Annotated in this window: 14 protein-coding genes; 8 read left to right on the top strand and 6 right to left on the bottom strand. The window is 64.1% G+C overall.

Annotated elements, in window-relative coordinates; translation table 11 throughout:
- Positions 1 to 6: 6 nt before the first annotated feature.
- A complete protein-coding gene (locus M1D97_RS04290; protein ID WP_456269511.1) occupies positions 7 to 1,479 on the bottom strand; it encodes a glycosyltransferase in 1,473 nt (490 codons plus the stop codon).
- A 277-nt stretch (positions 1,480 to 1,756) separates the two neighbouring features.
- Here M1D97_RS04290 and M1D97_RS04285 point away from each other — a divergent pair, with 277 nt between their 5' ends.
- Positions 1,757 to 2,197: a hemerythrin domain-containing protein gene (locus M1D97_RS04285; RefSeq protein WP_456269510.1), complete on the top strand. Its 441-nt coding sequence runs from the start codon at positions 1,757 to 1,759 to the stop codon at positions 2,195 to 2,197.
- Between the two features lie 48 nt (positions 2,198 to 2,245).
- On the opposite strand, the gene M1D97_RS04280 is transcribed toward M1D97_RS04285, so the two are convergent.
- Positions 2,246 to 3,151: a LysR family transcriptional regulator gene (locus M1D97_RS04280; RefSeq protein WP_456269509.1), complete on the bottom strand. Its 906-nt coding sequence runs from the start codon at positions 3,149 to 3,151 to the stop codon at positions 2,246 to 2,248.
- Between the two features lie 91 nt (positions 3,152 to 3,242).
- Here M1D97_RS04280 and M1D97_RS04275 point away from each other — a divergent pair, with 91 nt between their 5' ends.
- Positions 3,243 to 4,163, top strand: a complete 921-nt coding sequence (locus tag M1D97_RS04275) for an alpha/beta fold hydrolase (protein WP_456269508.1) — start codon at positions 3,243 to 3,245, stop codon at positions 4,161 to 4,163.
- Between the two features lie 24 nt (positions 4,164 to 4,187).
- Positions 4,188 to 5,267: a tartrate dehydrogenase gene (locus tag M1D97_RS04270; RefSeq protein WP_456269507.1), complete on the top strand. Its 1,080-nt coding sequence runs from the start codon at positions 4,188 to 4,190 to the stop codon at positions 5,265 to 5,267.
- 97 nt (positions 5,268 to 5,364) lie between these two features.
- Here the strand turns inward: M1D97_RS04270 and M1D97_RS04265 are convergent, their stop codons facing one another.
- Positions 5,365 to 6,882 carry a methyl-accepting chemotaxis protein gene (locus tag M1D97_RS04265; protein WP_456270174.1) on the bottom strand — a complete coding sequence of 506 codons (1,518 nt, stop codon included), beginning with the start codon at positions 6,880 to 6,882 and terminating at the stop codon, positions 5,365 to 5,367.
- Between the two features lie 255 nt (positions 6,883 to 7,137).
- Here M1D97_RS04265 and M1D97_RS04260 point away from each other — a divergent pair, with 255 nt between their 5' ends.
- Positions 7,138 to 7,677 carry a lipocalin family protein gene (locus M1D97_RS04260; protein ID WP_456269506.1) on the top strand — a complete coding sequence of 180 codons (540 nt, stop codon included), beginning with the start codon at positions 7,138 to 7,140 and terminating at the stop codon, positions 7,675 to 7,677.
- 12 nt (positions 7,678 to 7,689) lie between these two features.
- Here the strand turns inward: M1D97_RS04260 and M1D97_RS04255 are convergent, their stop codons facing one another.
- Positions 7,690 to 8,268: a TetR/AcrR family transcriptional regulator gene (locus M1D97_RS04255; protein WP_456269505.1), complete on the bottom strand. Its 579-nt coding sequence runs from the start codon at positions 8,266 to 8,268 to the stop codon at positions 7,690 to 7,692.
- A gap of 121 nt (positions 8,269 to 8,389) precedes the next feature.
- Here M1D97_RS04255 and M1D97_RS04250 point away from each other — a divergent pair, with 121 nt between their 5' ends.
- Both M1D97_RS04250 and M1D97_RS04245 read left to right on the top strand, forming a co-directional pair.
- On the top strand, positions 8,390 to 8,737 hold the full coding sequence (locus M1D97_RS04250) for a DMT family transporter (protein WP_456269504.1): 348 nt from the start codon (positions 8,390 to 8,392) through the stop codon (positions 8,735 to 8,737).
- Positions 8,719 to 9,042, top strand: a complete 324-nt coding sequence (locus M1D97_RS04245) for a DMT family transporter (RefSeq protein ID WP_456269503.1) — start codon at positions 8,719 to 8,721, stop codon at positions 9,040 to 9,042. The genes M1D97_RS04250 and M1D97_RS04245 overlap by 19 nt, the downstream gene beginning before the upstream one ends.
- A 13-nt stretch (positions 9,043 to 9,055) precedes the next feature.
- Here the strand turns inward: M1D97_RS04245 and M1D97_RS04240 are convergent, their stop codons facing one another.
- The gene (locus M1D97_RS04240) at positions 9,056 to 10,306 is read right to left on the bottom strand and encodes an ABC1 kinase family protein (protein ID WP_456269502.1); all 1,251 of its coding nucleotides are present in this window, start codon (positions 10,304 to 10,306) and stop codon (positions 9,056 to 9,058) included.
- 63 nt (positions 10,307 to 10,369) lie between these two features.
- The gene (locus M1D97_RS04235) at positions 10,370 to 11,275 is read right to left on the bottom strand and encodes a cation diffusion facilitator family transporter (RefSeq protein ID WP_456269501.1); all 906 of its coding nucleotides are present in this window, start codon (positions 11,273 to 11,275) and stop codon (positions 10,370 to 10,372) included.
- A 101-nt stretch (positions 11,276 to 11,376) separates the two neighbouring features.
- Between M1D97_RS04235 and M1D97_RS04230 the strand changes: the two genes are divergently transcribed.
- Entirely contained in the window at positions 11,377 to 12,381 is a 1,005-nt protein-coding gene (locus M1D97_RS04230; RefSeq protein WP_456269500.1) for a succinylglutamate desuccinylase, read from the top strand.
- A 128-nt stretch (positions 12,382 to 12,509) separates the two neighbouring features.
- On the top strand, positions 12,510 to 13,283 hold the full coding sequence (locus M1D97_RS04225) for an ABC transporter ATP-binding protein (RefSeq protein ID WP_456270173.1): 774 nt from the start codon (positions 12,510 to 12,512) through the stop codon (positions 13,281 to 13,283).
- Positions 13,284 to 13,287 lie beyond the last annotated feature (4 nt).

The following is a 13,287-nucleotide window of genomic DNA, read 5'->3' as shown; positions in this document are numbered from 1 at the left end:
CGCCTGTCAGGGCTTGTCGCTTTTGGCGTGAAACACGTTGCTTTCAAGATCGTCCCGAAGCTGCATCAGGGTGACCTCATCGGGTGTGATCGAGGTATTATTGGCATGGGGGCGCAGATCGTGCCCCTGGGTCAGCGGCGTCAGGCTGCCCTCCACCATGGGCACTCGCTGTCCGGTGGGCGGTGCCGGCCGCATACGGGGCTCGACCCGCTTCGAACCGCCGAATACGCGGCGCAGTACCGTGCCGCGATGACACAGCAGATTCCACTCCGCTTCCAGACGCGCCCGCGCCTGCTCCCAGGTCGTCTGATCGCTGCCCAGCGCCGACTCTTCTGCCCGATGGGCCGTCAACAGTCTTTCATACACTGCCAGACACTGGTCGGCACACCGACAGGTATCAAAGTCTGCCGCCGTGGCGATGGCGCCCTCGCGCAGGCTCTGACAGCGCGCCGGGTCCGACAGGCTGCCCAGTGCCGCCGCGAACGCCTGCTCATCCTGTTCAGGGAGCAGCAGCCCGTTGTAGTCATGGGAGAGCACCTCGCGCACGCCGGTGGCATCGAGGGCCACCACCGGCAGCCCGGCGGCCATCGCCTCGACCACCACCATCCCCTGGGTTTCACTGAAGGAGGCAAAGGCGAAGCTGTCCATGGCGTGGTAGGCATCGATCAGCGTCTGATCCTTGAGCACGCCGGTCAGATGGACCCGCTCGCCCACGCCCATCTGATGCGCCTGCGTCAGGATGGCGTCCCGCTCGTCGCCATCGCCAACCACCATGAAGTGCATGTTCGGATGCTCGCTCAGCGCCTGACAGACACTGCGGGTCAGAAACGGCAGGTTTTTCTCCTGCGCCAGCCGCCCGACATGGCCGACCACGTGGGCGCCGTCGTCGATCCCGAAGTGCGCGCGCCAGCGCTCGCGGTTGCCATCGGCAAAGCGCTCGATGTCCACGCCGCTGGGCACCACTTCCAGATCGGCACGCACCCCGCGCTCGCGCAGGATGGTGCGAATGCTTTCGCTGGGCGCGATCACGGTGTCACAGAGCTCGGAGTAACCGTTGGACAGCGCCAGCGCAAAGCGCTGCATGACCGGCGAGTTGCCCGGCACATAGTGGGTATAGTGCTCATAGAGCGTGTGATGGGTGAACACCAGCGGCAGCCCGCGCCCCTGGGCGACGCGCACCGCCGTATCCCCCAGCAGAAAGGGGTGATTGGAGTGCACGATATCGGGCGCAAACGCCCGGATGGCGTCATCGAGCGAGCCCGGCACCGTCACCGGCAAAGAAAAATCGCTGCCATTGAAGCGCTGCATGGCGGGCACACGAATGACATCGGTCTCCGACTCGGGCTGGCCGTTGAGCGTGGGCGCCACGACCAGCACCCGGTGACCGGATGCCCTGAAACATTCAACGAATCGCTGCACGGATTCGCTGACACCGCCCACGATGGGGCTATAGGTGTTGGTGAACATCAAAATGTTCAAGCCGTTCCTCCTGGTGCTGGCCTGAATAAAGGGCCGACAGCTGCACCTGACAAACCTGATTGCGCAATCGTGTCGAAGGTCTCGACGTGATGCGCGCATTATAGCCGACGGAGTCTATCAGAGCAGGGCCATGCCAGGCATTCCGATGCCGTGGGAACTACACTGCAGGCGGCATCGCCACCGATGATCCATCGGCATTATAAAACATGCCCCGGGCCACCTGACCACTGCGATGCGGCCCGCGACCGACCAACAGCCTGATCGAGGACACCCCATCATGAGCACCATTTTTGAAGAGATCCGCAAGGATCACGATACCCAGCGCACCCTGCTGGATCTGCTGGTCAAGACCCACGGCGACAGCGACGGACGCGAAGAGCTTTTCGAGCGCGTCAAGGCCGCCCTTCAGACCCACGAAGCGGCCGAAGAGCGCTACTTCTACAGCCCGCTGATGGAATATGACACCGGCATCGAGAAATCCCGTCACGGCATCGCCGAGCATCACGAGATGGACGAGGTCATCGAGCTGATGGAACAGACCGACTTCAGCTCACCGGCCTGGCTTGGCTATGCCAAAAAGCTCCAGGAGATGGCGCTGCACCACTTTGAAGATGAAGAGAGCCAGTTTTTCATCTCCGCCGGCCAGAAGCTCGACGACGACGAGAAAGCGCGTCTGGGTCGGGAGTACCGCAGCGAAATGGAGCGCCTGAACGGCTGATGCCGCCACGGGCCCGGCCGGTGACAGGCCACTGTCTGTTCGGCCCGCTCATGGCAGCGGCGGCAGCCGCTCGGCAAGCCCCGCTGCCATGGCCTCGATGAACCGGGCGATACGCTCGGGCACAAAACGCTGCTGGCGATGGATCGCGGTGAAATCCATCCGCGGCGTCTCAAACCCGGGCAGCAGCCTCTCCAGTTTCCCCTGCGCCAGCGGTTTTTGCACCTGCCACCAGGAGCGATAAATGATGCCGTGGCCGGCCATGGCCCAGCGCGTGACGCTTTCGCCGTCGTTGCTGCTCATCGTGCCGCTGACCCGCACGCGATGCTCTTGCCCATCCCTGATGAAGCGCCAGTCGTCAAAGCCGGCATCGCGCTCGCGCACCACCAGACAGTTGTGATGGGCCAGCGCCTCCGGCGTGGTCGGCCGGCCGGCGCGCTCGAGATAGGCCGGGGCAGCACACGCGATGCGTCGACTGGCCAAAAGCCGCCGGGCCCGCAGCCGGGAATCCGGCGGCGGCCCCACGATGATGGCAATATCCAGATCATGGGCCAGCAGATCGCGCGGATAGTCGCTCAGCTCCAGCAGCACTTCTACTTCCGGATGATCGCGGGTGAACTGCTCGATCAGCGGCGCCACATGCGCGCGCCCGAAGCCGAAGGTGGCGTTGACCCGCAGCTGCCCGGACAGGGCATGGTGCCGGGTTCCCAGAGACGCCTCGAGCGCATCGAGCTCCTGAAGCAATGAGGCGCCCCGCTGTAGATAGTGCGCCCCCTCCCCGGTCAGCGCCAGGCGCCGCGTGGTACGCCGCATGAGCTGTACCCCGAGGCGCTTTTCCAGCCCGGCCAGGCGCTTGCTGACCGCCGACAGCGACAGCCCCAGCGCCTGCGCGGCCTGCGTCATCGACTCGTGCCGGGCCAGCACCTGAAAGAAGTGCAGATCACTGATGGCCTTCACGCGCTCCCCCGTCGATTCTTCACTATTGGTCAATAATCAATTGCGTGAACGAGCGATTATAAACGCCGGATGATCCTTTAGAGTAATGACCATGACGGACATCACGCAGGGGCTTTCCATGCTCGACATGTTCCAGACCTTCGATCTCGACGTGAACGGCGTCACGCTCCACGGTCGCGCCGGCGGCGGGGGCCCACCCCTGCTGCTGCTGCACGGTCATCCGCAGACGCACGTCATCTGGCACCGGGTGGCACCAGCGCTGAAGGCGCATTTCCATGTCGTCATGGTGGATCTGCGCGGCTACGGTCACTCCTCGAAGCCGACCGGCGATCCTGAACACGTGACCTACAGCAAGCACGTCATGGCCGAAGACCTGGTGGCACTGATGCACGCGCTGGGGTTCGAGCGCTTCTCGGTACTGGCCCATGACCGCGGCGCCCGCGCGGCCCACCGCCTGTGCCTGGATCACCCTCAGCGCGTCGAGCGCGCCATGTTGCTCGATATCGCCCCGACGCTGGACATGTACGAGCGCACCGATCGTGCCTTTGCCAGCGCCTATTTCCACTGGTTTCTGCTGATCCAGCCGGCCCCGCTGCCCGAACGGCTGATCGAGGCCGATCCACGCGCCTGGATCGACGGCGTGATGGGCAATCGTCACGCGGGGCTGGCGCCCTTTACCGCCGAGGCGCTTGAGGCCTATCGCGACGCGATGGCACTGCCGGGCACGGCCCACGGCATGTGCGAAGACTACCGCGCCGCCAGCACCATCGATCTCGAACATGACCGGATCGACCGTGACGCCGGCCATCGCATCCGCTGCCCGCTCAGGGTGCTCTGGGGCGAACACGGCGTCATCGAAAGACTGTTTGACCCCATGGCCCTGTGGCGGGCCTGTGCCGCGAACGTCAGCGGTCGCGCCCTGCCCTGTGGTCACTATCTGCCCGAAGAGTGTCCCGACGAGATCATCGACGAGACGCTGGCCTTTTTTAACGCCCCTGCAGGCGCTGTCTGATCGATCACTACAAGGAGAAGCAACATGAGCCACAATATCGCGGTCATTCCCGGCGACGGCATCGGCAATGAAGTCATGCCCGAAGGCATTCGCGCGCTGGAAGCCGCTGCGCACCGCTTTGATCTGAATCTGACATTTACCGACTTCGATTTTGCCAGCTGCGACTACTATGAGCGCCACGGCAAAATGATGCCCGATGACTGGCGTGACCGGCTGGGCGGGATGGACGCAATCTTTTTCGGCGCCGTCGGCATGCCCGAGCGCGTGCCGGATCACATCTCGCTGTGGGGCTCGCTGCTGCAGTTTCGCCGCGCCTTTGACCAGTACGTCAATCTGCGCCCGTGCAAACTGATGCCCGGCATTAAAAGCCCGCTGGCGGGTCGCGCCCCCGGTGATATCGACTTCTACGTGGTGCGGGAAAACACCGAGGGCGAGTACTCCAGCGTCGGTGGCAAAATGTTTGAAGGCACCGACCGCGAAGTGGTGATTCAGGACACGGTCATGACCCGTACCGGCATCGACCGCGTGCTGAAGTTCGCCTTTGATCTCGCCATGACCCGGCCGCGCCAGAAGCTCACCTCCGCGACCAAGTCCAACGGCATCTCGATCACCATGCCCTACTGGGACGAGCGCGTGGCGGCAATGGCCGAGCACTACCCGGACATCAGCGTCGACAAGTTCCATATCGACATCCTGACCGCCAACTTCGTGCTGCACCCGGACTGGTTCGACGTGGTGGTGGCCAGCAATCTGTTCGGCGACATCCTCTCCGACCTGGGCCCGGCCTGTACCGGCACCATCGGCGTGGCGCCGTCGGCCAACATTAACCCGGAAGGCCACTTCCCCAGCCTCTTCGAGCCGGTGCACGGCAGCGCCCCGGACATCTTCGGCAAGGGAATCGCCAACCCCATCGGTCAGATCTGGTCGGCGGCGATGATGCTGGAGCATCTCGGTCACAATGACGCCGGCAAGGCGGTGGTGGATGCCATCGAGCGCGTGCTGGCAGCAGGCCCCGAAGAGGCGCCGCTGACGCCGGATCTGGGCGGCAAAGGGTCTACCAGCGAGCTGGGCGAGGCCATCGCCGAGACGATCAAAAACGGCTGACCGGCTCTCACCGCCAGCACCGGCGATCACTGCGATAAAAAAGGGGCCGCATCACTGTCGTGATGCGGCCCCTGTCATGTCGGCCAGAGGGCGGGGATCAGATCCTGAAGCGGTCCACCGACTGATACAGACGGCCGGACTGCTCTTCCAGCGACGAGGCAGCCGCCGCGGCCTCCTCGACCAGCGCGGCGTTTTGCTGGGTCACCTGATCCATCTGGCTGACCGCCTGATTGACCTGCTCGATGCCGCTGGTCTGCTCCTTCGAGGCCGCCGCGATCTCGGCCATCAGATCATTGACCCGGCGCGAACTCTGGGTAATGGTCGACATGGTGGTGTCGGCTTCATCCACCAGCGTGGTGCCGCTGGCCACCTGGGCCACCGAGCGCTCGATCAGGCTCTTGATATCGCTGGCAGCGGTGGCCGAGCGGCTGGCGAGCTGGCGCACCTCACCGGCCACCACCGCAAAGCCGCGCCCCTGCTCACCGGCACGCGCCGCTTCTACCGCAGCATTGAGCGCCAGCAGGTTGGTCTGGAAGGCGATGCTGTCGATCATGGTAATGATCTCACTGATCTTGCCCGAGCTTTCGCGAATCTCGCTCATGGTCGCCACGACCCGCTGAATGACCTCACGACCGTTGTCCATTTCGCTGGACGCGCTCTGGGACAGCCGGGTCGCCTGGGCGGCGTTGTCGGCGTTCTGGCGTACGGTGGCCGTCAACTGCTCCATGCTGGCAGCCGTTTCTTCCAGCGAGGCGGCCTGCTGCTCGGTACGCGACGACAGGTCATTATTGCCGGCGGCAATTTCCCGCGCGCCCACATCGATCGACTCGCTGGCCTGGCGAATGCTGGCAATGGTCTCGGCAAGCTCGGCGCGCATGTGCTCGACATGGTAAAGAAGGCTGGTCTGATCGCCGCTGCGCAACTCGAGCCGTGTGCCCAGCCGCCCTTCTGCAATTTCGCAGACGCGATCGATGGCGTAGGCCGGTTCACCGCCCAGACTGCGATAGATGCTGCGAGTCACCAGCAAAAACGCCACGGTCAGCGCCGCACCAACGGCCGCCAGCAGCCCGGCATACTCCAGCAGCTTGACCATGAAGGCGTCGCGGATATCGTCGGTATAGACCCCCGCGGCCAGGTTGATCTGCCAGGGGGCAAAGCGCTCGACGTAGCCCAGCTTGGGCAGCAGCTCATTCCCGGTAGCGGCGCGAGAATCATAATCGAGGAACCCGCTGCCGCTGGCCAGTGCCTTTTTCAGAAGTTCGCCATAGACGGCCACGCCGTTGGGGTCGGTATAGCCGGACATGTCATCGCCCGGGCTGCGACGCGGGTGGTAAAGCAAATGGGCCTTGTCATCAAAGGCAAAGATATAGTTCTGGCGGTCATCGCCAAAGTGCATGCCGCTCAGGGCATCGAGGGCGCGCCGCTGCGCCTCGGCCTGGTTGAACTCGCCGGCAGCGGCACGCTCCTGATATCGCTCGAATACGGATTCGGCAATCCCGACGGTCGCCTGCAACCCGCGCTCGCGCTCATCAAACATCATGTTGCGCGCATTCCAGGCCATGCTGGTGACCAGAATCAGCATGCCGATCCACATCAGGGCCAGAATGGCGAACATCTTCTTTCTCAGCGTCCAGTGGCCCAGGCTGAACCCGGCGCGGCGACGCTGTGTGGCTTTTGCGTTCTGGTGAGAAGCCGTGGGCTCCTCCGAGGTCATATCCGTCCAGCCTGCCTGCGACGCCATCTCTCTCTCCCTGGGGCCATGCCCGTTCCCTGCACCGTAACGGCGCGACTCATGCACATCATCGGCCAACAGGGGCTAGACTTGAGGCATTCAATCCATGCACCAATGTTTCACCGGCGGGAGCACACCATGCCTGATATGGCCGATCTGAAGGGATTACTGGGCAGCCTGGCAAGCACCATGGGCGGCGAAACGGGCATCCCGACGGGATGTCGGGCCGTGACAGGATTCGAGCTTGAGCGCTATCTGGGCCTGTGGTTCGAGATCGCGCGGCTGGACCACAGCTTCGAGCGCGGCCTGACGCACGTCACGGCGCACTACGCGATGCGTGACGACGGCGGCGTGGCGGTCACCAATCGCGGCTTCAACCCGGACGACAACGAATGGGACGAGGCCGAGGGCAAGGCGTACTTTGAAAACGGCCCGGAGATCGGGCACCTGCGCGTGGCGTTCTTTGGCCCGTTTTACGCCGGCTACAACATTCTCTGGCTCGATGAGACCTATGAACACGCCATCGTGGCCGGCCCCAACCATCACTATCTGTGGCTGCTGGCGCGAGACCCGAACGTGGATCCGGCGATGCTGGAGCACATGTATCAGGTGGCAGAAGACAACGGCTTTGATACCGATGCCTTGATGCGCGTGACCCACGACACAACAGCGCGCTGAACCAGTGCCGGCTCAGCGCGCGACAATGCCGGCCCGGAAGACACGCCAGATGCCGGCCAGGCGCTGATCGAACGTCGCGCGGTCGTAGAGAAAGCTTTCGCTGAAAAGCCCGTCGATGACGCAGTAGGTCATGGCAATAAAATCGGCTTCATCAAGATCATCGCGCAGCACGCCCTGCGCGATGCCCGCCTGAAAGACCGGTTTCAGCAGCGCATTGATGGCCGACTCGCTGTCCCGGCTGATCTGTCGGAGCGGCGGCGCCAGCGAGGGCGGCGGAAACAGCAGAAAGCGCTTGTAAAACACCCCTCTGCCCGAATCGAAAATGAAGTCGCTGCAGGCCCGCAGCAGCGACTGCAGGCGCCTGTCGACGCGCTCGTCGCCGGCCAGGCTGTCTTCGATGACCTCGAGCATCTGCGCCTCGACCTCTTCTACCAGCGTCAGAAACAGGGCTTCCTTGCTGGCGAAGTGGTTATAAAGCGACGGCGTGCGAATGCCCACTTCCCGCGCAATGGCGGATAGCGGCGTGGCCTCGTAGCCCTGTTCGGCAAACAGCCTGAGGCCGACTTCCTTGATACGCGTCTCGGTACTCATGGCGGTTTTCCTTTCCGGGAAGGCGCAAGGGTTGCTGCAGGGCATGAACAGGGCCAGGCTAACTAACAATCGTTAGTCCAACAACCCCGCCCGCGTTTGACGCGCCGGCAAGGAGAGAATCATGGCCTCGAAATGGTGGCTGATGCTGCCGGCCTCCCTGTGTGAAATCGGCTGGGCGCTGGGCGCCAAGTATGCCCAGGGGCCCATCGAATGGCTGGCCACCCTGGTGCTGGTCACCCTGAGTCTGGGGCTGGCGACCTGGATGGCGCGCACCCTGCCCACCACCACGGTCTATACCGTGTTTGTCGGCCTCGGGGCGATGGGCACCGTGCTGGTGGATATTGTTTTTCTGGGCGCGCCGTTCAACGCCCTGACGCTGATGCTGATCGCGACCCTGCTGACGGGCGTGATCGGCCTCAAGCTCTACTCCTCCGACCGCAAGGAGACATCATGTACTGGCTCGCACTGATCGTCTCGGGACTGTTTGAAGTGGTCGGCGTGACCGGCATCGAAAAGTTCAACCGCGGCTCGCGCCGGGTGGGCCTTGCCATGCTGGTGGCCGGTTTCTCCCTGTCGCTGGGCTTCATTTCGTTGGCCATGCGCGAGATCAGTCTGGGGATCGCCTACGCCGTCTTTACCGCCATCGGCACCGTCGCCAGTGCCCTGCTGGGCATGCTCTTCTGGGGCGAGTCGAAAAGCCCGATCCGGCTGGGCTTCATTGCCCTGATCATCGCCTCGGTGGTCGGGCTCAAGCTGGTCTCCGGCAGTCAGTGACGCCACCCGGGCGTCACTTTTCCTCCCGCGCCCAGGCCAGCAGCGGTCGGGTACGGGCATGCATGTCCAGCCGCGCCCCGAGACGCACCATGTTCCAGTAGTGGCCGTTGAGCGTGCGCGACAGCAACATGGTATCGGCCGGCGGCTGCAGGCGATCCATCGCCGACCAGACCCGCGGGCTGATCTCGCGCAGACGATAGTGAATGCGCGTATCGCTGAAATCCTGCTCACCGGGCTCGAACAGCGGCTGCATGGCCGCCGCCGATTCCCGGTACAGCGCCAGCGGCGCCCCCTCGCCCTGGCGCCCGCCCATCGAGCGCAGCGCCTCGTCCATGCCCATCGGGTCATCCTCGATCGCCGCGCCCAGCAACAGCATCATCGAGCGAAGCCGCGCCTCGGGCACGCTGATCACCGCCCCCAGGTCATAGACGATCAACCGCCCCTCGTCGTCGGTGGCGAAGTTGCCGGCGTGCGGGTCGGCGTGCAGCTCGCGGTGGGTAAACATCTCCTCGGTGAGCCAGTCGCCCAGATTGGCCGCCAGTCGTTGTCGCACGCTGTCATCCAGCGTTTCCGCCTCGCGCATGGGAATGCCCGGCAGATAGCGCATCGCCAGCACCCGGTCGCCGGAATAATCCGCCAGCGGCTCGGGAAAGCGCAGGCCGTCATTGTCGGCGTAGCGCGCCCGATAGCGCGTCAGCGCCTCGAATTCGGCGTGATAGTCGAGCTCCTTGCGCAGGCTGTCGGCAAACTCGTCGAACATGGCATCCAGGCGCGCCTGGGGCACCTTCATCCAGCGCATCAGACGCATCATGCGCCGCACCTGCACCAGATCCTGCTCGAGCACGCGATCCAGCCCCGGATACTGCACCTTGAGCACCAGCGTCTCGCCGTCATGGGTGGTGGCGCGATGTACCTGCCCCATGGAGGCGCTGGCAAAGGGCGTGGTTTCGATATCGGCAAAGACGGTGTCGAGGTCGCCGAACTGATCCACCAGGGTGCGGCGAATGTCCTCCCACGGCATGGGCTGGGCCTGACGCTGAAGCCGCGCCAGCTGCTCGGCCAGCGCCGGGGGCAGCAGGTCATCCCACTGCGCCATGATCTGGGCCAGCTTCATGGCCGGTCCCTTGAGCTCGGAGAGCTCATTGAAAAGCTGCTCGCCGAGCGCGTCCCAGCCCGCGTCACGCCCCATTCGCGAGCGCAATACGGCGCCACCGGTACGCGCGCCCATACCCAGCATCCGGCGCGTTCTGCCTCGCTCTCTCATCAACGTGACTCCCTTCAAGCGTTCATGGCGACGTGACGGTCACGCCGTATTCAGGTATCTGGGCTACATCCAGCGCTCATCGGCGGTAAAGCAGACCGTGAACCAGCGATGGTGCGGCTCGATGTCCAGCGCCGCGCCAATCTGTGTGCGTATCTCATCCAGACTTGCCACACCTTCATGCGCGGCAAAGGCCGGCGTGGTCAGAATGTGAATCTCGATAAAGTGGCCGCGCCCGGTACGTGCTACATGACTGTAGTAGTGCTTGAGTCCCTCGCGCTGCATGATCACCGCCATGACCGCATGCACCTGCCGGTCCAGCCCGCGCGGGGCGATCAGCAGGATCTCCTTCATGGCCCGCACCACGATACCGATGGGCACGGGCAGAAAGCACAGGGTCAGAATGGCCAGCAGCACCACATCCACATAGGGCGTGTAGAGGGCCCAGGCCGTGCGCTCGATGATCAGCGACAGGGCAAAGGCCACGATCAAAGTCGAGGTGATCAGCCCGGCCATCAGCCAGCTCTGGGCATCGATGCGGATAAAGACCGAATCGATGTCGGCGTTGACGCGCCGCTCCATGCGATACATGGCAAAGCAGATCACCGCCACCACCACGGCATAGCCCAGTGCCGGCCCAAAGGCCAGCGCATGGCCGCCCTTAAGGATGCCCTGGACGGCGTTGAGAAAGGCGTACAGACACAATAGCGTCAGGATGGCACCGTTGAGTGCGGCCACCAGCGGCTCCAGATGCCAGAAGCCGTGCTGAAACCGAACGCTTGCCTCGCGCATGGCCAGGCGTGCCACCAGCAGCGACAGCGCCGACATGACCGAATCGATGGCCGAGAACATGCCATCGAACAGGATCGACTCCGACCCCGACAGCAGACCAAAGACAATGCCCAGCAGCGACACGCACAGCGTCGCTGCAATCGAGCGTTTGAGGGTCTGCTGCTCCAGCCGGCCATTCATGATCATTCTCCGACAGTATCTTCATTGCCCCGGGATACCCCATCAGGACAGCGCCTTTGACGTACACTACAGGTTGCAGACCACAAAAGACGGGGGCGGCCATGTCGCTGAGCGACTACTTTGCTGATTTCATTGCAGCTGATGAGCTGACCGCATGGCAGGATAATGCCACGCTGCCGGGCGTGTCGGTCACCGAATACGCCCCGGGGGTGCTGGCGCTCATGCCCGCTGCCCCCGACCCCGCGGCGGAGCCCACCATTATTTCTGCCGGCATCCACGGCAACGAGACCGCCCCGATCGAGCTGTTCGGCGAGCTGCTGGCGGCGCTGGATGCCGGACAGCTGCGCGCGGGCGCCCCAACCCTGCTGATACTGGGCAACCGGCGCGCCATCAGGGCCGGCAAGCGCTATGTTGATACCAACCTCAATCGACTCTTTCGCCGCGATGCCCTGCTGTATGACGACGCACGCTTCGAGTGTCAGCGCGCCCTCGAGCTGATGCAGGCCGTGGATGATTTCATGGCCGCCGTTTCCGGACCGGTGCTGCACCTGGACATGCACACCGCCATTCGCGACAGCCTTTACCCCCGCTTTGCCGTCGAGCCCTTCAGCGACACATCAACGCCGGATGACGTCTGGCAGCTGCTGGCCGATGCCGGCATTCAGGCCGGGCTCTCCCAGCATCAGCACAGCTGGACCTTTTCACACTACAGTCGCCATTACCACGGCGCACAGGGCTTTACGCTGGAACTGGGTCGGGTGGCGCCCTTTGGCGGCAATGACCTCGAGCCACTCTCACCGATGCTGGACCTGCTGCGCGCCCGCGTGGCCGGAGCGCCCTTCAGGGCCGCAAAGGCGGTGCCGCTCATACGCTTTGAGGTCATCGAGGAGATCATGCGCGAAAGCGATGACTTTCGCCTGTGTTTTGCCGAGGAGATTGCCAATTTTACCGAGTTCGCCCCCGGCATGCCGCTGGTTCGGGAAGGCACCCACGGCGAGCGGTGCGTGGGTGAAATCCCGGTTCATGTGGTGTTTCCCAATGCCCGCGTCGAGCGGGGCGCCCGCGCCCTGCTGCTGGCCCGGCCCGTGGCCCCGGCCGGTCATTGATGCGCCCATCAAACAGGCGAGCGCCGGTCGGGCCTGTTAACATGCGCCGCCGGATCCCCCGGGCCGCGCCATCGCAACGCCCGGTCGCATGATTTCATACCATGAGTAACCACATTCAGGAGAGTGCCGTGGCCGACGCCTCCATTCCGCTGGTCGTCAGCGACATTCACAAACGCTTTGGCGACAACGAAGTGCTCAAGGGCATCTCTCTGGAAGCCAGAAAGGGCGATGTCATTACCCTGATCGGCGCCTCGGGTTCGGGCAAGAGCACCTTTCTGCGCTGCATGAACCTGCTGGAGCGTCCCGACAGCGGCGAGATCACCGTGCACGGCGAGCCCATCAGCTTTCGCCGGACCCGCCACGGGCGCGAGCCGGCCGACAGAGGCCAGCTCGAGCGCATTCGCACGCGGCTGTCGATGGTCTTTCAGAACTTCAACCTGTGGGCCCACATGACGCTGATCGCCAACGTCATCGAGGCACCGGTTCATGTGCGCGGCGTTCCGAAGGCCCGCGCCACCGAACAGGGCATGGCACTGCTGGAACGGGTGGGCCTGGCCGACCGGGCCCACTACTATCCGGCCCAGCTCTCCGGCGGCCAGCAGCAGCGCGGTGCCATCGCCCGCGCCCTGGCGATGGAACCCGACGTCATGCTCTTCGACGAGCCCACCTCGGCGCTCGACCCGGAGCTGGTCGGCGACGTACTCCGGGTTATGCGCGAGCTGGCCGATGAGGGCCGCACCATGATCGTGGTGACCCACGAGATGGACTTTGCCCGCGACGTCTCCAACCAGGTGGTCTATCTGCATCAGGGCATGGTCGAGGAGCAGGGACACCCCTCGGAGATACTGACCAATCCGCGCTCGCCGCGTCTGCAACAATTTCTCGCACCGCGCGGGCGCTAACCCC

This window comes from Kushneria sp. AK178, from assembly GCF_053903105.1.
Note: the sequence above shows the minus strand (reverse complement) of the source record. Positions and strands in the feature narration are given on the sequence as shown.